Here is an 18,829-nt window from a genome sequence, read left to right on the forward strand (position 1 = left end):
CGCCCGATTCCGGCGGAGGTCGCGGGCGCGACAGTCTCCCCTCCTGCCCAGGTCGGGCGAGCTCGGCGCGCGCGGCCGATGCGCCCCACGACGTCAGGCGGCGATCACAACAGTGCAATTCATGGATTCATGGATTCATGGAGTGGAGCGCGACGGTATCCTCTTTATTCCATGCCTGGATCGGAGCCGCCGGACTCGCGCCCTGACAAGCGCTGCGACGAGATCGCATGAGAGGCGCCTTACGACTCCGGACAGGGCGCGACCGGTCGCGCTTCCCCTGCACGCACGCTGCGGCTAGGGTGCCGCGCGTCGCGGATTCGACGGGTGGGCGCGAGGCGCCCGGGACGCAGCGCGCGGCCGTCGCGCGCGTGGCCAACAGGCGTCGTTCCCTCGGAATCGGAGAATCGAGGAACATGAAGGTTTCAGTTCGGTACACCGCGCTGTCGTTCGCGCTGCTCGCCGGTCCCCTCGCCCACGCGCGCGAGCGCCCGAATCACGATGCCTACTTCAGGGAGCCGCCAGCGCCGCCCGCCGGCGTGGCGCGCGTCGCCAGCGACGACGCGCCGGGCGCCGTCATCGCGTCGACCGACCCGCAGCGCGGGGTGCCGACGTTCGTGTGGGCGACCTCGCCGGAGCACCGCCCGCCGGCCGCCACCCACAGTACGGCCGAGGCCGCCGCCCGCTGGTACGTGCAGCAGTACGCGCGCCTCTACCACCTGCCGCAGGCCGCGCTCGACACGGCCGTGGTGCGCCACATCCACGACACCGGGCGCGGCGGCATCCTCGTGACGCTGGGGCAGGACGTCGACGGGATCCCGGTCTTCCGCAGCGAGCTCAAGGTGCTCATGAAGCGCGACCTCACGCTCGTCGCCCTCGGCGGCAACCTGCACGCGTCGGCCGTCGCGCTGCCGCCCGGCGCCGGCTCCCTCCGGCCCGGCTCGAAGCGCAGCCGCGCGTTCACCGGCGCGCCGGCCCAGGCGGTCGTCCGCGCCGTGCGCGACGCGCACCGCATCGACATCAAGACGGCCGACCTCCGCGACCTCGGCGAGGCGAAGGGCGGATATCGGCTCTTCGACCTCGCGGACACCGCGCACGCGCGCCAGCGCGCCGGCAGCCTGCGCTTCGCGCAGCCGGCGCGGGTGAGGAAGGTGCTGTTTCCGCTGCCCGACCGGCTCGTGCCCGGCTACTTCGTCGAGCTCGTCTCGGGCGACGCCGGGCGCACGAGCTCCGACGCGACCGCGTGGGTGTTCGGGGCCAGCGACGGGCGGTATCTCTACCGGGAAAACCTCTCCCACGCCGCGACCTTCGATTACCGGGTCTGGGCGGAGGACGACGACAAGCACACCCCGCTCGGCGGGCCCATCGCGGACATGTCGCCGCACCCGACCGGGCGGCCCGACGGCCATCGCCCGCGGTTCATCGCGCCGAGCCTCATCTCCATCGAGGGCTTCAACACGAACCCGGACGGCCGGGCCGACCCGTGGCTGCCGGCCGACGCGACCTCGACCCGCGGCAACAACGTCGACGCCTACGCGGATCACAACGCGCCCGACGGGTTCTCCAGCGGCGATACGCGCGCGGAGCTCTCGGGGCCGGGCGCGTTCGACTACACCTATGATCCGCTCGCCGAGCCGCTCGCCGGGCCCGATCAGATCATGGCGGCCGTCACCCAGGTCTTCTACGTCACGAACTGGCTCCACGACTGGTATTACGACTCCGGCTTCACCGAGGCTGCGGGCAACGCCCAGCGCGACAACCTCGGCCGGGGCGGCATCGGCGGCGACCCGCTCCTCGCCGAGGCGCAGGACGACGCGCCCGGCGGCAGCCGCGACAACGCGAACATGGATGCGACGTACGACGGCGCGTCGCCGCGGATGCAGATGTACCTGTGGACCGGGCCGGACCTGCGGTCGCTCAGCGTCACGCCGCAGAACGCCAATTACGCGTCGAACACCGCCATGTTCGGGCCCCAGCGCTACGAGGTGACCGGCGAGCTCGCCCTCGGCGAGGACGACGCCGCGCCCCGGGGCGACGCGTGCGGGCCGATCACGAGCGACGTGGCCGGCAAGATCGCCCTCGTCGACCGCGGCGGGTGCGCCTTCGCAGAGAAGGCGCGCAACGCGCAGGAGGCCGGCGCGGTCGGCGTCATCATCGCCAACAACCGCGAGAGCGACGGGGCCCCGCGGCTCGCCGGCGACGACCTCGAGGTGACGACGCCCGCCCAGAGCGTCTCGCTGGAGGACGGCGGCGCGCTCAAGGCGGCGCTCGCCGGGGCGCAGGCGCCGCTCACGGTCACGATGACCCGAGAGCCCAGCGTGGAGCGCGACGGGACGATCGACAACACCATCGTGGCGCACGAGTGGGGCCATTACATCCACCTCCGTCAGGTCGCGTGCAGCACCCAGATGTGCGGCGCGCAGAGCGAGGGGTGGGGGGACTTCATCGCGCTGCACATGGCGCTGCGCGAGGGCGACGACCTCGACGGCGCTTACCCGATCTCGAGCTACGGGAGCGCGGCGCTCGGCGACAGCTACTTCGGCATCCGCCGCGCGCCCTACTCCGTCGATTTCGCCAAGAACGGGCTGACGTTCCGGCACATCTCGGACGACGAGCGCCTCCCCGACCACCCGCTCAACGTCTCGGCTCCGCAGAACTCCGAGGTGCACAACGCCGGAGAGGTCTGGGCGGCGATGATGTTCGAGGCCTATGTCGCGCTGATCCGGCACGGCGGCGGCCTGACCCCGCCGCGCGCGTTCGAGCAGACCCGGCGGCGGATGAGCGATTACGTGGTGGCCGGCATGAAGCTCGCCCCCGCCAACCCGACCTTCACCGAGCAGCGCGACGCGGTGCTGGCCGCCGCGCTCGCCAGCGATCAGGGCGACTTCCGCGCGATGGCGGAGGCGTTCGCGCGGCGCGGGGCCGGCACGTGCGCCGTGTCGCCGCGCGTCGACGCGCGCGGCCTCTCCGGCGTGGTCGAGAGCTTCAAGGTCCAGCCCGAGCTCGCGCTGGTCCGCGCGGAGCTCGACGACAGCGCCGGCTCCTGCGACAGCGACGGGCTGCTCGACGCGGAGGAGTCCGGCACGGTCACGATCGAGATCGTCAATCGCGGCGCGGCGCCCCTGACCGGCGCGGCGGTGTCCATCGAGGGGCCGGGCGGCGGGGTGACCTTCCCGGAGGGCGCGCGCGCGTCGTTCGGCGACATCGCGCCGTTCGCGACCGGGACCGCGACCGTGCCGGTGAAGCTCGACCGGAACATGAAGCCCGCCGAGGACCTGAAGCTCAACCTGACGCTGAAGAGCGCCGAGGCGTGCACGCCGACGCGGGTCGAGGCCCTGGTGCGCCGCGTGAACTACGATGAGGTCCCCGGGTCGTCGACGGTCGACGGCGTGGAGACGCAGAGCACGACGTGGACGGTCGAGGGGATCTCCAGCGAGCTCGTGTGGTCGCGCGCCGAGGGGACCGCGCCGAACCGCGTTTGGCGCGGCGTCGATCTCGGGACCCTGTCCGACGCGGCGCTGGTGTCGCCGCCCCTGGAGGTCAGCGAGACCGAGCGCTTCGTGCTGACGTTCGCGCACCGGCACCAGTTCGAGGCGAGCGACGGCACGTTCTGGGACGGCGCGGTGATCGAGATCAGCGCCGATGGCGGCGAGACGTGGGTCGACGTCGCGAAGACCGCGGATCCGGGCTACGGCGGCAGGATCACGAGCGAGTCGGGCAACCCGCTGGCCAGGCGGAGGGCGTTCGTCGGCGAGAGCCCGTCGTGGCCCGAGCTCGACAGGGTGTCGGTGGATCTGGGGACCGCGTTCGCCGGAAAGACGGTGCGGGTGCGGTTCCGGCTCGGCACCGACGAGGCCGCGGGCGACACCGGCTGGGAGATCGACGACATCGGGTTCGCGGGCGTGAAGAACAAGCCGTTCGCGACGCTCGTCGAGGACACCGCCTCTTGCCAGCGAGGGCCGGCGGCCGACGCCGGGGCGGATCAGGCGGTCGCGGTGGGAGAGCTGGTGACGCTCGACGCGTCGGGGAGCTCGGATCCCGAGGAGGACGAGCTGACGTTCTCCTGGACGCAGACGGCGGGGCCGGCGGTCGAGCTCGTGGGCGACGGCGCGCGGGCGACCTTCGTGGCGCCCGAGGTGGCCGCGGCGACGGCGCTCGCGTTCGAGGTGAAGGTCAGCGACGGGATCCTGGAGGCGGCCGACCAGGTGAGCGTGGTGGTCGATCCGGCGAGGGAGCCGTCGCCGCCGGAGGAGGGGTGCGGGTGCGCGATCCCGGGGGGAGCGCAGCGCGCTCCGCTGGGCGCGCTCGGGGCGGCGGCCGCCGTCGCGGCGCTCGCGATGCGGCGGCGGCGCCGCGGCGGCACGGCGCGGTGATCCCCGCGCGCGCCGCGCCCCGGCGCCGCGTTCCAGCGCGGCGTCGGCCGTGATCGCGGTCGCTCCGAGGCCGATGGCCACGAACGGCGCACCGCGGCGGGCGACAGCCCATTGACGCCCGCCGCGCGCTCTACCACGCTGGCCGGCCGTCATGAGCATCACCGACCCCCCGCCCGCCCTGCCCCCCATGTCCGCCGGTCAGGCGCTGGAGCGGCTGATCGAGGGCAACCGGCGCTTCGCCGACAACGTCCGCAGCGAGCGCGTGGTGCTGGGCCAGCGGGAGCGGGCCGCGCTCGCGGAAGGGCAGCGGCCGTTCGCCATCATCCTCTCCTGCTCGGACTCGCGGGTGCCGTCCGAGCTCATCTTCGACCAGGGCCTCGGCGATCTGTTCGTCATCCGGGTGGCGGGCAACGTGGTGGCGCCGTCGCTGGTCGGCAGCGTGGAGTTCGCCGCCGCCGCCTTCGGGACGCGCCTCGCCGTGGTGATGGGCCACTCGCGCTGCGGCGCCATCAAGGCCACGCTGGGCGAGCTGCTCCAGGAGGAGAGCGGCGGCGTCCTCACCGACAACATCCGCGATATCGTCGAGCGCTGCCGCGCCCCGGTGCAGACGGTGGTGAGCGCCGCCGGCCGCCACGCTCCAAGGGATTTCCTGATGCGCGAGGCGGTCCGGGCCAACGTGCGCAACTCGTGCGATCACCTCCGGCACGGCAGCCGGCTGCTCGAGCGGCTGTGCGCCGAGGAGGGCATGCGCATCGTCGGCGCCGAGTACGCCCTGGAGACCGGCGAGGTGACGTTCCTCGATCGCGCGTGACGCGTCGATGACGCTCCACGACGCCTGATTCCGGCGCTTCCGGCGAGGCCGAGCCTAGATGTTGATGCTCTGCGGGATCTGCGACGGCAGGAGGACGACGTACGGGGAGCGCTGGAGGTTGCGCTTGCCGATGGTCGCCTCGATATCCATCAGCTCGCGCTGAAACGCCTCGAGGGGCTCGCGGATCCGCGCGTCGGTGAAATACGCCCCCGGGATGTTCCGGTCGTAGTCGCCGAGCCGCGAGTAGTAGACGCCGCCGAGGAGCATCATCACGTTCAGCTGGAGCAGCGCCTGCTGCAGGGGCGGCAGGTGCTGGAAGATCTCCGAGGACGGCAGGCCCGCGGTGATGCTCGGCGCCGGGGCGTAGGCGGCGAGCGGGAGCGCCGGGGTGAAGCTCATGAGGGAGCTCTGCGGGAAGTTCACGGCCGCGTGCTGGGCGCTGGCGGTGAAGATCACGTGCGTCAGCAGGTTCGCCAGATAAGCGACGGTGCGGATCGCCCCGTCCTCGCCGATGTCTTTCAGGCCGCATCCCGACGGGGAAGACAGCTCGGCGAACCAGCCTTGCAGCTCGTAATCGCCCAGCACGTCTGCGTCGCTCGTGTAATAGATCGCGAGGTACCGCGACACCCACGTATGGATCGCGCTCCAGAGGAGCGTCGCGTCGTCGCGGTAGGGGTAGCTCGGCAGGGTGCTCGGGTCGTCGACGCCGCGGCGCGCGAGCGCCACCGGGAGGAACTGCTGATTGACGCTGTAGCTCAGCACGGCGTCGACCGCGAGCCGGGTGGACGACGCGATCGTCCCGGCGAGCAGGTTGTCCACCGGGCCTCCCGGGGCGATGAGATCGGCCTCGGCGGCGTTGTTGATCGCCAGGGTGCCCTGGAAATGCGGCGTGAGCAGGACGTTGACCGGGTGCTCGGGGGCGAGCTGCCGCGGGGTGGCCATCGCGAACGCCTCCATGACGAGGTGGGTCTGCCCGAGGTGCGAGATCAATTCATGGAAGTTCCCATCGGCGACCTGCACGTGGAGCTTGGCCACCTCCCACGCCACGCCGTCCGAAGGGGTGAAGATCGGGCTCGCCGCGCCCGGCGTCTGGGCGCACTGGATGGCCACCGGGCGGAGCAGGCGGCTCGGCGAGCCCGCGGCGGGCACCGCGAAGAGCGCGAGCGGCGCCTCGACGTACTTCTGCTGATCCGGCGCGGTCCCGGGCACGAGCTGCGAGAGCACCTCGTAGTCGGCCAGGTAGAGGCGCCCCTCCTCGCCTGCCCTCGCCAGGGAGTCGCCCTCGCCCATCACCGAGCGATACTGCGCGTCGGTCACGGGGAAGCTCGCGCCGGGCGACGCGACGCGCTCGAGGACGAGCGGGTTCGGCCCCGCCACGCGCAGCCAGGCGAAGATGGAGTCGTCCTGGTAGACGCTCGCGATCTCGGGCAGGCGGAACGTCTGGAACTCCGAGACGTAGTCGTACACGCCGGTCGCCTGCCCGTACATCCCGACAAGACTGAGAAGGAGCTTCCCCGCCGCGCTCAGCAGCGCATCCAGCAGCGACTTGATGATATCGCCCACCTTCTTGGTGGGATAGTTCGTCGCGCCGAGGACGCCCTCCACGGCGCGGCCCTCGGCCGCCGTGACGATCTTCTGCGCGAACCCCTCGACCACCGCGACCGCCGGCGCTCGCGGCGGCGGCGCGGGGGCGCGCTCGGGCTCGCCATGGAGCGGCGTCAGCATGAGGGTGAGCTCCCGATGACGTTGCTTGAGATCGTGGAGGACGCCCTGGATCTTGGCGCTCGTCGCGTCGTCCATCGGGCCTCCCTTCGGGGAATGAAGCGCGCCGTCGGAGCCCACCAGCTTGGACGCCTTGGCCATCACGTTGCCGACGAGCTCGAGGATGACGAGCGCGGCCGAGCCCACCAGGATGGGGGCAAACCCCTGTCCGTTCGGAACGCTCTGGGCCACCCCGAGGGGCGATAGACGGGTGTCGTGGTCGTAGACGTACGTCTGCTGGGCGCGGGCGAGCTCGCTCTTACGCTGCTGCTGCTCCGCGGGAGAGTCGTTCTGAGGCAGGGACGGGTTACTCATGACGCCCTCGATGTTGGAGGAACTGCAAGGAGCACCACGCTACGCCGGGTCCACACGACTGACAATCCGGCGCGTGGCCTGATCTGCAGATCGGCAGTCGAGAGATCCCGGGCGCGCACCTCGCGCTCACGCCCACACGAAACGAGAATCGACCACAGCGCCGCGGAGGACATGGAGGCAGTCCGGTGACATCGCGGCGTCGTCTGGCGGCGAGGTGCGGAGCCGTGGCAGCGCGTCCGGCCGGTCCGGGGACGCGAGCCGCCTCGTGAGCGACGGAGAGCGGCGCCGTCCGTCGGGCCCATCGAGCCGTCCGGCGCCGGCGACGTGGTCGACGGCGCGCCACGGCGGCTTCCGGATCGACGGCGAGCTGCTGGCGCCGGCGCTGCCGTCACGGGGACGAGCTTCGGGCCGGCGCGGGCGCGGCGCTGCGCCGCGGTCCGGCGACCGCTGACAGCGGCGAGTTCAAGCTTGGTTGTCGTCGCCGCGGCGATCGCGAGCTCGGGTGTCGTCGCCGCGGCGAGTTCGGGCTTGGCGGCGGACAAGCGGTGGTGGAGAGTAGGCGCCCGCGACGCCCTGGGAGGAGAGCCAACGAGTCTCCACGGGCGCGGCCGCGAGACCACCTCCTGACCTAGAGAATTGCGATGCGAACATCACGAACGAGACCCAAGGCGCCGTGGCGCGCGCCCGCGGCAGCGGCCCTCGCCGCGGCGGCCCTCGCCGCGATCGACCCGGCCGTGGCCCACGCCCACTTCGTCCTGCTCGAGCCCGCTTGCTACTCGGAGCAAAGCAACCTCGGCGACCCGCAAAAGAGCGCGCCCTGCGGCCAGGCGGACCCCGGGACGCCGATCAAGCCGACCGGCGAGGTGACCACGTATGTCCAGGGTCAGACGATCAAGCTGAGGATCGACGAGACGATATTCCACCCGGGCCATTACCGCGTGTCGATCGCGGAGAAGCCGGAGTCGCTCCCCCCGGATCCGGTGGTGACCCCTGGCGCCACGCCGTGCGGCTCCACCGTCATCGAGACAGATCCGCAGCTCCCCCTCGTGGCGGACGGCCTGCTCGTCCACACGTCGGCGTTCACGGCCGAGCAAACCGTCGAGATCAAGCTCCCCGACGATCTGACCTGCGAGAACTGCACGCTGCAGGTCAGCGAGTTCATGTCAAACCACGGGATCAACAACCCGGGCGGCTGCTTCTATCACCACTGCGCGACCGTCACGATCCTCCCGCGCGAGGGTGAGCCCACCGGGGCTGGCGCAGGCGGCGCAGGCGGCGAATCCGGCGAGGGCGGCGCCGCATCGAGCAGCGTGAGCAGCGGCGGCTCCGGCGACGGCGGCAGCACCGCGTCCTCGGGCGGCAGCGCGGGCGACGGCGGCGCCGGCGCGAGCGGCGACGGCGGCAGCGCCGGCGCTGACGCGTCCGATTCCTCCTCTTCGTCGGGTTGCGGCTGCCGCGTCGGCGCCGCCGAGGACCCGGCGATCGCCACCGCCGCAGGCCTGCTCGCGCTCGGGCTCCTGCGCTGGCGCCGCCGCCGCTGAGCACATCGGCGCGCGAGCGAGCGCGCGCGACGCGCTCCCTGGCGCGCCACGCGGGCGACCCGCTCCGCGCCGCCAGCTCCGCGCCGCCCGCCCCGCGCCGCCCGCCCCGCGCCGGAGGAGGGCACGTCGCGAGATGCGCCCGCTCCGCAGGGTGATCGCCGCGCGCGCGCGGATTGGAGAAGTACGCTGTAAACCGCGGAGTTCATGAAGAACAACACAGGTCGCGGGGGCGGCGCATCACGGCAGCGAAAAGCGCGCTCGCGGAGCCCTCGCGTGTCTTCGTCGTGATTGGCTCGCGGCGGCGCCTGTGCCAGAGGTGCGATATGGCCCTGCGCGCCCTCCGCCCCTTCGCCGTCGTCCCCCTGCTCGTGGCCGCGTGCGCCCGCGAGGCGCCGCCTCCCGCGGCCGCGCCGGCTCCCCTGCCCTCGCCGGCGCCGCCGGCCGCCGCGAGCGCGAAGGCGGCGCCGCCCGCCGCGCCGCCTGCGGCAGCCCCCCGCACCCCGGCGTGGGTCGAGCGCAGCAACGAGCACGCGCAGGTGCTCCTCGACGTGCTCGCGCGGTTCTCGCCGGAGCACGCCGGCGCGGCGGGGATCGAGCGCGCGGACGGGGAGATCACCGATCTCTCGCCGGGGGTCGAGGCGCGGGAGCGCGCGGCCTACCGCGCGGCCATCGTCGAGCTCCAGAAGCGGCGAGAGGCCGAGAAGGACCCGGCGGTCGCCGAAGATCTGCAGATCCTGCTGGACGCCGCCGATCGCGCGGTGCGCGGCTCGGAGCTCGACGAGAAGCACCGGGTCTCGTACGTGCACGTCACGGGGCTCGTGTTCACGGGCATCTCGGTCCTGCTGGACGACCGGAACTCGCCGGCGCGGCGGGCCATGGCCCTCACGCGGCTCCGGCGCTACGCAGGCCTGGAGGGGGGCCACGCGCCCATCGCCGAGCAGGCCAGGGCCAGGCTCACCCAGGACCTCGGGAAACCCGGCTTGCTCGCCCCCTCCAGGATGGAGATCGAGCGGCACCTCGCCACGAACGCCCGCGTGCGGGAGGGCATCGGAGAGCTCTTCCGGAAATACGCGATCAGCGGCCACGAAGAGCCGCTCGCCGCGCTGAACCGCCAGCTCGAGGCGTACGACGCGGCGTTGCGCGCCGAGGTGCTCCCCCGGGCGCGGGTCGGCTTCGCGCTGCCCCCGCCGCTCTATGCGTTCGCGCTCGAGTCGTATGGCGTCGATCTCCCGCCCGCCGAGCTCGCGTCCCTGGCCCACGCCGCCTTCGACGATCTGAAGGCGCAGATGCAGAAGGTCTCGGTGTCGATCGCCGCCGCGCGCAAGCTGCCGAGCGCGGATTACCGCGACGTGATCCGCGCCCTGAAACAGGAGCAGCTGGTGGGCGAGGCGATCTTGCCGCATTACAAGGAGCGGCTCGCCCAGATCGAGGCCATCATTCGAAAAGAGCGCCTCGTCACCCTGCCCGAGCGGCCGGCGCGCATCCGGCTCGGCACCGCCGCCGAGAGCGCCGAGACGCCTGCGCCGCACATGCGGCCGCCGCGGCTGCTCGACAACCAGGGCGAACAAGGGGAGTTCGTGCTGCCGCTGAGCCTCCCGGCGCCGCCCGGCTCCGCGGAGGGGCTGCGGAAGGTCGACGATTTCACCCACGCCGCGGCGTCGTGGACGCTCACCGCCCACGAGGCGCGCCCCGGACACGAGCTCCAGTTCGCCTCGCTGGTCGAGCGGGGCGTCTCGATCGCCAGGGCGGTCTTCGCGGACAACAGCGCCAACGTGGAGGGGTGGGGCCTCTACGCCGAGGCCATCGTGCTCCCGTTCATGCCGCCGGAGGGTCAGCTCGTCTCGCTGCAATACCGCCTGCTGCGGGCCGCGCGCGCCTTCCTGGACCCGGAGCTCCAGGCCGGCAAGATCACGCCCGCGGCCGCGCGCGCCCTGCTGGAGAAGGACGTGGTGCTGTCGGCGCCGTTCGCGCAGTCCGAGGTGGAGCGCTACACGTTCCGCGCGCCGGGGCAGGCGACATCGTATTTCTACGGGTTCACCCGGCTGATGGAGCTCCGCGCAGAGGTCGAGTCCAGGATGGGCCCTCGCTTCGACGCGCAGCGGTTCCACGATTTCGTGCTCGCCCAGGGGATCCTGCCGCCGAAGCTGCTGCGCCAGGCGGTGCTGGAGCGGTTCGTGGGGGCTCAGCCGGCGCGCTGAGCGAGGGCGAGGCGAGCGCAGAGAGAGCGCCGCCTCGATCTCGCCGGGGATCCCCTTGCGGCGCGCCTCGCCGGCTCCAGCTGTCGAGGAGGGCACGGCAGCGCCGGAGGGGACGCATGGAAGCGAGCGAGGAGGCGGCGGTACAGCGACAGCCGGGAGCGCCCGAGGGCGCCGCGGCCGGCTCCGAGCCGACGGAGGAGACGCGCGAGGAGCGGATTCCGGAGACGCCGGTCGACCGCGGGGGCGCGCTCTCGCCGCGCGAGGCGCCGGAAGCGCCGGTCGAGCCCGAGGACGAGGCGTCGGACGAGTCGTTCCCGGCGAGCGATCCGCCGGCCTGGACGCCGGGCCATCCCGGCTGAGCGCGGGGGATCGGCGGCCCTCTCTTTCGCGGCCCTAATTTCACGACCTCGAGGGGCACATGACCGGCTGCGCGCCCGTCACGCCTCGGGGACGCCCCCTTCGAGCCACCTGCGCGCGCTCTCGGCGGTGAGCTTGAAATCGGCGGCGACCCGCGACCGCCGCACGATCCCTCCGGCGGCGTCGCGCTCGGTGAGGACGGCGTGGGGGTCGTCCTCGTCGGGCACCACGTCGAGGTCCACCCGCACCCGCGCGCCGCCCTCGACCGCCACCGTCACGTTCCGGTGGAGCAGCGCCCGGCGCTGCTGGACGTGCCGCGCCAGCACCTCGTTCGCCGTCTTCACCAGGGTGGCGAACGCGCCCGCGTCGAGCGGCTTCGGGTTCTTCTTGTCGCGCCCCATCGTCCACGGCCCCACCAGCGAGGGCTCGCTCTGGCCGTCGCACGTCATCTCGACGGCCCACCCGTCGTCGTCCTCGTTCTTGATGACCCGCGCCGTCCACCCCTGGCCTCTCCACAGCTTCGGGTCCTGGTCCTCGGGGCGAACGGGGCGCGCCTGCCCCACCTCGTCGTGCGTCTCGTCGGTCGCGTCGTGCGTCGTGGCCATGGGCGCCCCGGTGTACCCGCTCGGCGCGCGCCGCGTCCACCCCGTCGGCGCGCCTCGGCCATTTCCTGTCAGCCCCCAGAGACCCGGGAGATCCCTGTGGAGCCCCGACGAGCTGGCCCGGAGCAGCCGAGCTGCGACACTCCCCGCATGCTCCTCCCCCGGCGCCCCTTCCTCGCCCTCTGCGCCGCCGCCCTCGCCCCGCGCGCCGCCCTCGCCGACCCGGCCGGCGCCCCTTCCGCCGCCCCGCCGCCTCCGGCGCCCGCCGCCCCGCCGGCCTTCGACGTCCGCGACCTCCAGGTCCCCGGCGATCGCGCCCTCGGCCGGCGGTTCACGCTGCTCGTCCCGAGGCACCTCGCCCCGGGCGAGCGCGTGCCGCTGCTCGTGCTCCTCCACGGCCTCGGCGAGACCGGCGACGAGCGCCTCGGCGCCTTCGCGTGGCTCGATCGCTACGGCCTCGGGTCCGCCTACGAGCGGCTCCGCCGCCCGCCGCTCGGCCGCACCGCGCGCCGGAAGGACTGGACCGACGCGCGGCTCGCCGAGGTCAACGCCGCCCTCGCGGCGCAGCCCTTCCGGGGCCTGGCGATCGCGTGCCCGTACACGCCGAACGTCCACAAGGCCCCGAACCCCTCCGCCGCCCTCGACGGCTACGCGCGCTGGCTCGCCGAGGTGGTCCTGCCCCGCACCCGCGCCGAGGCGCCCGTGTTCCAGGACGCGGCCCGCACCTCGTTCGACGGCTGCTCGCTCGGCGGCTACGTCGGCGTCGAGGTGTTCCTCCGCAGGCCCGAGCTCTTCGGGGCCTGGGGCGGTGTGCAGTCCGCCATCAGCGCCCACCGCGCCTCGGCCTACGCCGACCGCCTCGCCGGGGCCGTCGCCGCGGCCGGCCCGCGCGATCTCCACCTGCTCACCAGCAAGGGCGACCCGTTCCACGACGCGAACGCCGCCCTCGCCGCGCAGCTCGCGAAGCGCTCGATCCCCCACACGCTCCGCGTCCTCCCGGGCCCGCACGACCAGCCGTGGCTCCGCGAGGCCGGCACGATCGAGATGCTCCTCTTCCACGACCGCCGCGCGCGCTGAAGCGCCCTCCCTCCCGGCAGGCGGAAGGCGAGGCGCGCTCCCGCGGTCGGCCGCCTCGTGGATCAAGGGTGCAAATCGCAGTCCTCGACGCAGTCATCCTGTATGCACGTCAGCAGCCCGTCAAAACAGGCCTCGCTCAGGGGGGGAGCATCTTCGGTGCAAGAGTCCCCCGCAGAGAAGAGAAGCCTGTCGAGGTTGATCCGGTCCTCGTCCGAGGTGCAGACGGATTCGTACAACCCGCACTCGGTCACGCATTCGTAGCAACGACCGTCGACGCTGATGTGGGAGCAGAAGTTGTCCAGCGTGATGGGCGACTCGGCCGGAAACGGGGTCTCGATTTGGCGCCCGTCGAGCGCGGCGAACACCAGCCGTGCCGGCTCCTGCTCGGCGCTCTTGCTGAAGCCCATCTCGCAGCGCAAGGAGCCCGAGGACGGCAGATTCACCGCCGGGCACGGGTTCGTGATCCATCGAAAGGGCACCCAGCCGAGCGAGAACCCATCCGAGCTCGTCACGGAGAAGCTCTCCGGCGTCACCGGCAGCGGCAACGTATCCTGATTCCTGAGGACCAACGAGACCCGCAGCGCCGATTCGTCCTGGTGCCATTCGACGATCTCGAGCGCCAGGATCTCGCCGTCCGGCGCGGTCGCCCCGCTGGAGGCCGTCGTGCCGCCGCCCGCGCCAGACGCCGTCGTGCCGCCGCCCGCGCCAGACGCCGTCGTCCCGCTGCTCCCGTCGTCGGGCGCGTCGTCCGACGACCCGCCACAGGCGGCGGCGAGCAGGGCGAGCGCGGCGATTGTCTTTCGATGAGCGAGTCTGTTCATGTGCCCCTCCAATGCCTGCCCCGATCAAGGGCCGCGACCACGCGTTATAGCGCCGACCGCTCCCGGCAGAAGCCGTCGAGCCGCTCTCCGACGCGCCCTCGCCAGCGGGTCGCGCATGCGCCGGGTCGCGCGCGCGCCCGCAGCCTTACTCGAGCAGCCCCGCCTCCCGCAGGAACGCCCGCTCGACCGCGGCGTAGTCGACCTCCACGCCGAGCCGCGCGAGCACCGAGTAGAACCCGAACTGGAGCCGGTTCAAGAACACCATGCCCGGCGGCAGCTGCACGAACCCGCTGTCCTTCACCAGGATCTGCTCCTTGATCGCCATCACGCCCTCCACAAGGCTCGTCACGTAAGCCCGCGTGACGCGGAACGGCGCGCTGAACAGCGGCTCGAAGCACCGCCGCGTGTACGCGAGCGACATCTCCTCGAACCGCCCGCCCCGCGTCCCCAGGATCAGCGCCGCGTGCCGCGCGAACGCCGCCTCGTCCTTCCGGAGCGCCGCGAGGTGCATCCCGCGCCCGTGCTCGAGCCGCGCGCCGTCGAGCGGCTCGACACAGCCGAAATCGAGGAAGGTGACCCGGCCGTCCGCGTGAAAGAGGTAGTTGCCCGGGTGCGGATCCGCGTTGAACATCCCGCCGACGAGGTTGCCCTTGAACACGAACCGCCAGAGCGCCTCGGCATACGCGCGCCGGGTGCGCTCATCGCGCGCCGCGGCCTCCTCCAGCGTCGCGCCGCGCGCGAGCTCGGCGGTGAGCACGCGGCGCGACGAGCGAGACGCGATGACCTCGGGGATGTGAATCGTCGGATCGCCCCGGTGCACGCCCGCGAAATACCGCTGTCGCTCCGCCTCCAGGGTGTAGTCGAGCTCCTCCAGGAACCGCGCCCTGACCTCCTCGAGCACGCGCTTCGAGTCGAGCGCCCTGGGCGCCACCGCGCCTACCATCGCCTGGATCATGCCGGCGTTCTCCAGGTCGCTCGCGAGCGCCCGGTCGACCCCCGGGTGCTGGACCTTCACGGCCACCGCGCGCCCGTCCGCGAGCGCCGCGCGGTGCACCTGGCCGATGGAGGCGCTCGCGAACGGCGCGTCGTCCCACGCCGCGAAGAGCTCGTCGATCCGGGCCCCGAGGTCCTCCTCGACCACCGCGCGGACGGCCGCGGGCGAGGACGCCGGCGCGGCGGCGCGAAGGGAGCGCAGCGCGGCCTCGTACGCCTCGCGCTGCGGCTCGGGGATGAAGCCGTCGACGTAGCTCGCCATCTGGCCGACCTTCGCGGCGAGCCCGCGCATCGCGCCCAGCACCTCGGCGACGTGCGCCGCGGCGTCCGCGGCGGCGTCGCCCCGCCGCGCGAGCAGGTGCGCCGCCCCCGCGCGGGCGCCGAGGCCCGCGAGGCGGACGAAGCGGTTCAGCCGGCCCTCGGGGAGCTTCTTCTCGGTCGTCATCGGCCCGGTCGGCGCGTATAGCATGCCCCGCATGAAGACCAACGCGGCGCGCATCCTCGACAGCCTCGGCATCCCGTACGAGCTGCGCACCTACGAGGTCGATCCGAGCGACCTGACCGCAAGCACCGTGGCCAGGAAGATCGGCCTGCCGCCGGAGCAGGTGTGGAAGACGCTCGTGGCGCGCGGCGATCGCCACGGCGTCTGCTTCGCGGTGGTGCCGGGCAACGCCCAGCTCGACCTCAAGGCGATCGCGCGGCTCACCGGAGATCGGAAGGTCGACACCGTGCCCCTGAAAGAGGTCCAGCCGCTCACGGGCTACGTCCGCGGCGGGGTCACGGCGCTCGGCGCGAAGAAGGCCTATCCCGTCTACGCGGACGAAACGATCGAGCTCTTCGACGTCGTCTCCATCTCGGCCGGCGTGCGAGGCACCCAGATCCTCGTCGCCCCCGGCGACTACCTGCGCGCGACGAAGGCCGCGGTCGGCCCCATCGCCGTCCCCGGCGGCGACGCAGATTGACGGCGCGCGCCGCCGGATCGCGGTATGATGGGAGCGCTCGGCCCTGGGCCGAGCCCGGGGCGGCGACGAGGATATGACCAGAGCGGCCTGCGACGTGCGCGACCCGAGCGAGCTGAGCACCGCCGAGCTGCGGCAGCTGTGCCAGGGCAGCCATCCGTGGGAGCTCGGGCTCGGGGCGGTCCAGCTGGTCGCGTCGGCCGCGGCGGGGGGCGCCGTGCTCGCCGCGGCGGCCGCGTGCATCCCCGGGCTGGTCCAGTGCATCAGCGTGGGCCCGGCGTTCGCGGCGGGGCTCGCGGTGTGGGAGTCGCTCGAGGCGGCCCGATCGTGGCTCCCGGGCGCGGCGTACCGCGAGGAGCTCGCGTTCCGCGCGTGGCACGCGGGGCTCTCGCCCTGGGCGCGGCCCCACGCGCTGCGGCGCTGGGCGAGGCGCGCGATGGCGCGCCGGCCGGCGCCGGACTGGCTCCTCGTCCTCGAAGGCATCGCGCCGGCCGGCGGCGGGCGCCGCTGGGCCAAGGTCGAGCTCTCGCTCTCGCCGTCCTCGGACGGCCCGTTCCGCTCGCAGGCCAGCGGGCACGCGCTGCTCTACCCGGGTGGCAGCGGCGCGGCCGAGCCGCGCGAGCGACGCCTCGCGCCCGAGGAGCTCGACGACCTCGGGCGCGCGCTCGCGGAGCTCCCCGACGGCCTCTCGCTCGCCCCCCCCGCCCGGCCCCGGAACCCGGCGGCGTTCAGCGGCCACTGCGAGCTGCTCATCGCCAGGAGGGCGCCGTTCGCCGTGGTTCAGCTGACGTGCGCCTTCCCATCGCTCGAGGCGGGCGCGCAGCCGCCCTCGCTGTCCCTGCTGCACCGCCTCGCGCAGATGGCGTGGGGCGAAGGCGGCCCCGCGCGGGCGGAGCGGTGATGGCGCGGAGCGCGGCGCCGCGCCCCGACCCATCTCCGCAGCTCGGCGACCCACCTCCAGAGCGCCGCGCGGCTCGAGCGGGTGAGCGCTGTTGACGTGCCTCGCCAGGCCGCCGGCGGCGCGGCCGTCCACGGGAGACGTCGTTGCCGCACCAGGGTCGCTTCGCTAGGCTGCACTGCGATTGATAGGCCAGACGATCGACCGCAAATACAAGCTCGTGCGCCTCCTCGGCGAGGGGGGATGGGCTCCGTGTACGAGGCGGAGCACACGACCACGCAGCTGCGCGTCGCGATCAAGGTCATGAGCAGGCGCCACCTCCTGCCCGGCAGCGAGGGGGTGAAGCGCCTTCGCCGCGAGGCGCGGGCGGCGAGCGCGATCGACAGCGAGCACATCGTGCAGGTGCTCGACGCCGGCACCGACGAGGAGACGGACACCTCGTACATCGCGATGGAGCGCCTCCACGGCAAGGACCTCCAGCAGCGCATCGACGCGGTCGGGCCCCTCCCGCCGGACGTCGTGCTGCGCATCGGCGCCCAGGCGCTCGCGGGCCTGCAGAAGGCGCACGAGGCGCGCATCGTCCACCGCGACATCAAGCCGGCGAACCTCTTCCTCGCGAGGCGCCCGGACGGGTCGCTCACGGTCAAGATCCTCGACTTCGGCATCGCCAAGATCCTGGCCGATCCGCTGGCCCTGGCGCACACGACGGGGCTGACGAACACCGGCAGCGTGCTCGGCTCGCCGCTGTACATGTCGCCCGAGCAGGTGCAGAACGGCCGCGACGTCGATCACCGCACCGATCTCTGGTCGCTCGCCAGCGCCCTCTACTGCGCCGTCGCCGGCCACGCCCCGTACCAGCAGGTCGGCACGCTCGGGAAGCTCGTCTACACGATCTGCAGCACGCCGCCGCTGCCGCTCCACGAGATCGCCCCGTGGGTCCCGGTCGAGGTCGCGGCGGTCATCCACGGCGCGCTCGCCCTGGATCCTTCGGCGCGCTACCCGAGCGCCGCGGCCATGCTGGCGGCGCTGCGCCCGCTGCTCGCGGGCGGCACCGCGCTCGACCCGTCGATGATGAAGGCCGAGCGCCGCGCGCGCGGGCCCGCGTCGAGCGCTGCGTCCATCGCGCTGGCGTGGCCCGGCGGCGACCCGCTCGGCCGCTCGGTCGAGGCGGCCGCGCCGGCCCCTGGGGGCGAGACAACGGCGTCGCTCGACATGACCTCTGCCGCCGAGGGCGACGGGGGCGCGGCCGTCGCGCAGGGCGCCCCGATGACCACGCTCGCCGTGCCGCCGCCGCTCACGGCGGCTGCCCCCGTGACCGAGACGCGCGACCTGTCGCTCGACGCAGCCGACCGCGCCGGCGATCCGGCCCGGCGCCTGCCCTCGCCCCGCCGCGCCCCCTCATCCCGCTGACAGCCCGGCACGCGCGCCGCGTGGCGCCGCGCGCATCAGGCGCAGGCCGCCGAGCACGAGCAAGCCCCCGGACGCGAGGAAGGCCAGATCCCAACCCAGCTGACCTGGCCCTGGACGGACGTGGTGAATCTGGAGGAGGTGATGATCGATCACCCCCTCGACCAGGTTGAACACCCCCCAGCCCACGGCGGCGGCGCCGGGGAAGATCCGCCCGGACAGCAGGGCTCCGCCCCGCTGCAGCGCGCCCCAGAGCTTGCTGACTCCTGCCACGGTGAGACCGAATGCGACAGCGCTGAACAGGCCATCTGCGAAGATGTTCCTCCGCACGTCGTCGATGGTCGCGCCCGGATGGCAGCTGAAGCAGATCATGTGGTGCCACTGCAGGAGCTGATGGAACAGGATTCCATCGATCAGCCCGCCCGCGCCCAACCCGAAGAGCACGCCGGCCGTCTTCACGGCGCGCGATGTCCTCGTGGGGGAGTCGTGATCGAGCGGGCGCGCCGTGCTCATGGGGTCCTCCTGGGCGCAGCCCCATGCGAGGGTCAAACCACGGGCGCGCGCGGACGAGGGCGGATCGGCCAGGCCAGCGGGACCGCCGGCGTGCGTCCGTGCGACCGCGGGAGCCCGGGTCGATCGCGCTCGGGCGATGGCCCGGCGACGTGGACTGGCTGACACGGCGCTGGCACGGAGTTGGCACCCGCCGCAGATCCTAGGTT

Annotated in this window: 14 protein-coding genes; 9 read left to right on the top strand and 5 right to left on the bottom strand. The window is 73.3% G+C overall.

All coding sequences use genetic code 11. The features are described from left to right. Nucleotides 1-413 precede the first annotated feature (413 nt). Both WMF20_RS27115 and WMF20_RS27120 read left to right on the top strand, forming a co-directional pair. Complete coding sequence (locus WMF20_RS27115) at nucleotides 414-4,370, top strand: M36 family metallopeptidase (RefSeq protein ID WP_437604836.1); 3,957 nt, start codon at nucleotides 414-416, stop codon at nucleotides 4,368-4,370. Nucleotides 4,371-4,521: 151 nt separating this feature from the next. Continuing rightward, nucleotides 4,522-5,181, top strand: a complete 660-nt coding sequence (locus WMF20_RS27120; protein ID WP_437604837.1) for a carbonic anhydrase — start codon at nucleotides 4,522-4,524, stop codon at nucleotides 5,179-5,181. A 54-nt stretch (nucleotides 5,182-5,235) separates the two neighbouring features. Here the strand turns inward: WMF20_RS27120 and WMF20_RS27125 are convergent, their stop codons facing one another. Further along, on the bottom strand, nucleotides 5,236-7,257 hold the full coding sequence (locus WMF20_RS27125; protein ID WP_437604838.1) for a lipoxygenase family protein: 2,022 nt from the start codon (nucleotides 7,255-7,257) through the stop codon (nucleotides 5,236-5,238). Between the two features lie 641 nt (nucleotides 7,258-7,898). Here WMF20_RS27125 and WMF20_RS27130 point away from each other — a divergent pair. The 3 genes from WMF20_RS27130 (at nucleotide 7,899) to WMF20_RS27140 (ending at nucleotide 11,355) form a co-directional block, all read left to right on the top strand. Then, nucleotides 7,899-8,798: an SCE4755 family polysaccharide monooxygenase-like protein gene (locus tag WMF20_RS27130; protein ID WP_437604839.1), complete on the top strand. Its 900-nt coding sequence runs from the start codon at nucleotides 7,899-7,901 to the stop codon at nucleotides 8,796-8,798. A gap of 323 nt (nucleotides 8,799-9,121) precedes the next feature. Beyond that, entirely contained in the window at nucleotides 9,122-10,996 is a 1,875-nt protein-coding gene (locus tag WMF20_RS27135; protein WP_437604840.1) for a DUF885 domain-containing protein, read from the top strand. A gap of 116 nt (nucleotides 10,997-11,112) precedes the next feature. Further along, the gene (locus tag WMF20_RS27140; RefSeq protein WP_437604841.1) at nucleotides 11,113-11,355 is read left to right on the top strand and encodes a hypothetical protein; all 243 of its coding nucleotides are present in this window, start codon (nucleotides 11,113-11,115) and stop codon (nucleotides 11,353-11,355) included. Between the two features lie 78 nt (nucleotides 11,356-11,433). Here the strand turns inward: WMF20_RS27140 and WMF20_RS27145 are convergent, their stop codons facing one another. Beyond that, entirely contained in the window at nucleotides 11,434-11,958 is a 525-nt protein-coding gene (locus WMF20_RS27145; RefSeq protein ID WP_437604842.1) for a hypothetical protein, read from the bottom strand. Between the two features lie 147 nt (nucleotides 11,959-12,105). On the opposite strand from WMF20_RS27145, the gene WMF20_RS27150 reads away from it, so the two are divergent. Continuing rightward, complete coding sequence (locus tag WMF20_RS27150) at nucleotides 12,106-13,032, top strand: hypothetical protein (RefSeq protein ID WP_437604843.1); 927 nt, start codon at nucleotides 12,106-12,108, stop codon at nucleotides 13,030-13,032. A gap of 62 nt (nucleotides 13,033-13,094) precedes the next feature. Here WMF20_RS27150 and WMF20_RS27155 read toward each other — a convergent pair whose 3' ends face one another. Both WMF20_RS27155 and WMF20_RS27160 read right to left on the bottom strand, forming a co-directional pair. Then, entirely contained in the window at nucleotides 13,095-13,853 is a 759-nt protein-coding gene (locus tag WMF20_RS27155) for a hypothetical protein (protein WP_437604844.1), read from the bottom strand. A gap of 145 nt (nucleotides 13,854-13,998) precedes the next feature. Continuing rightward, entirely contained in the window at nucleotides 13,999-15,345 is a 1,347-nt protein-coding gene (locus tag WMF20_RS27160; protein WP_437604845.1) for an ABC1 kinase family protein, read from the bottom strand. On the opposite strand from WMF20_RS27160, the gene ybaK reads away from it, so the two are divergent. From ybaK to WMF20_RS27175, 3 genes are all read left to right on the top strand, one after another. After that, nucleotides 15,323-15,808, top strand: a complete 486-nt coding sequence (gene ybaK / locus WMF20_RS27165; protein WP_437604846.1) for a Cys-tRNA(Pro) deacylase — start codon at nucleotides 15,323-15,325, stop codon at nucleotides 15,806-15,808. The two genes, WMF20_RS27160 and ybaK, sit on opposite strands and share 23 nt — an antisense overlap. Nucleotides 15,809-15,881: 73 nt before the next feature. After that, a complete protein-coding gene (locus tag WMF20_RS27170; protein ID WP_129577146.1) occupies nucleotides 15,882-16,706 on the top strand; it encodes a hypothetical protein in 825 nt (274 codons plus the stop codon). Nucleotides 16,707-16,946: 240 nt separating this feature from the next. After that, nucleotides 16,947-18,113, top strand: a complete 1,167-nt coding sequence (locus WMF20_RS27175; RefSeq protein ID WP_437604847.1) for a protein kinase domain-containing protein — start codon at nucleotides 16,947-16,949, stop codon at nucleotides 18,111-18,113. Here the strand turns inward: WMF20_RS27175 and WMF20_RS27180 are convergent. After that, nucleotides 18,102-18,569, bottom strand: a complete 468-nt coding sequence (locus WMF20_RS27180; RefSeq protein WP_437604848.1) for a DUF2243 domain-containing protein — start codon at nucleotides 18,567-18,569, stop codon at nucleotides 18,102-18,104. The genes WMF20_RS27175 and WMF20_RS27180 overlap by 12 nt on opposite strands. Nucleotides 18,570-18,829: the final 260 nt, after the last annotated feature.

The organism is Sorangium sp. So ce834, from assembly GCF_051521425.1.
GTDB classification, from domain to species: Bacteria; Myxococcota_A; Polyangia; order Polyangiales; family Polyangiaceae; genus Sorangium; species Sorangium cellulosum_D.

Bases quoted from the DNA above. Each gene is read 5' to 3' on its own strand.
- WMF20_RS27115 (WP_437604836.1), top strand. From the start codon at position 414: ATGAAGGTTTCAGTTCGGTACACCGCGCTGTCGTTCGCGCTGCTCGCC.
- WMF20_RS27120 (WP_437604837.1), top strand. From the start codon at position 4,522: ATGAGCATCACCGACCCCCCGCCCGCCCTGCCCCCCATGTCCGCCGGT.
- WMF20_RS27125 (WP_437604838.1), bottom strand. From the start codon at position 7,257: ATGAGTAACCCGTCCCTGCCTCAGAACGACTCTCCCGCGGAGCAGCAG.
- WMF20_RS27130 (WP_437604839.1), top strand. From the start codon at position 7,899: ATGCGAACATCACGAACGAGACCCAAGGCGCCGTGGCGCGCGCCCGCG.
- WMF20_RS27135 (WP_437604840.1), top strand. From the start codon at position 9,122: ATGGCCCTGCGCGCCCTCCGCCCCTTCGCCGTCGTCCCCCTGCTCGTG.
- WMF20_RS27140 (WP_437604841.1), top strand. From the start codon at position 11,113: ATGGAAGCGAGCGAGGAGGCGGCGGTACAGCGACAGCCGGGAGCGCCC.
- WMF20_RS27145 (WP_437604842.1), bottom strand. From the start codon at position 11,958: ATGGCCACGACGCACGACGCGACCGACGAGACGCACGACGAGGTGGGG.
- WMF20_RS27150 (WP_437604843.1), top strand. From the start codon at position 12,106: ATGCTCCTCCCCCGGCGCCCCTTCCTCGCCCTCTGCGCCGCCGCCCTC.
- WMF20_RS27155 (WP_437604844.1), bottom strand. From the start codon at position 13,853: ATGAACAGACTCGCTCATCGAAAGACAATCGCCGCGCTCGCCCTGCTC.
- ybaK (WP_437604846.1), top strand. From the start codon at position 15,323: ATGAAGACCAACGCGGCGCGCATCCTCGACAGCCTCGGCATCCCGTAC.
- WMF20_RS27160 (WP_437604845.1), bottom strand. From the start codon at position 15,345: ATGCGCGCCGCGTTGGTCTTCATGCGGGGCATGCTATACGCGCCGACC.
- WMF20_RS27170 (WP_129577146.1), top strand. From the start codon at position 15,882: ATGACCAGAGCGGCCTGCGACGTGCGCGACCCGAGCGAGCTGAGCACC.
- WMF20_RS27175 (WP_437604847.1), top strand. From the start codon at position 16,947: ATGGGCTCCGTGTACGAGGCGGAGCACACGACCACGCAGCTGCGCGTC.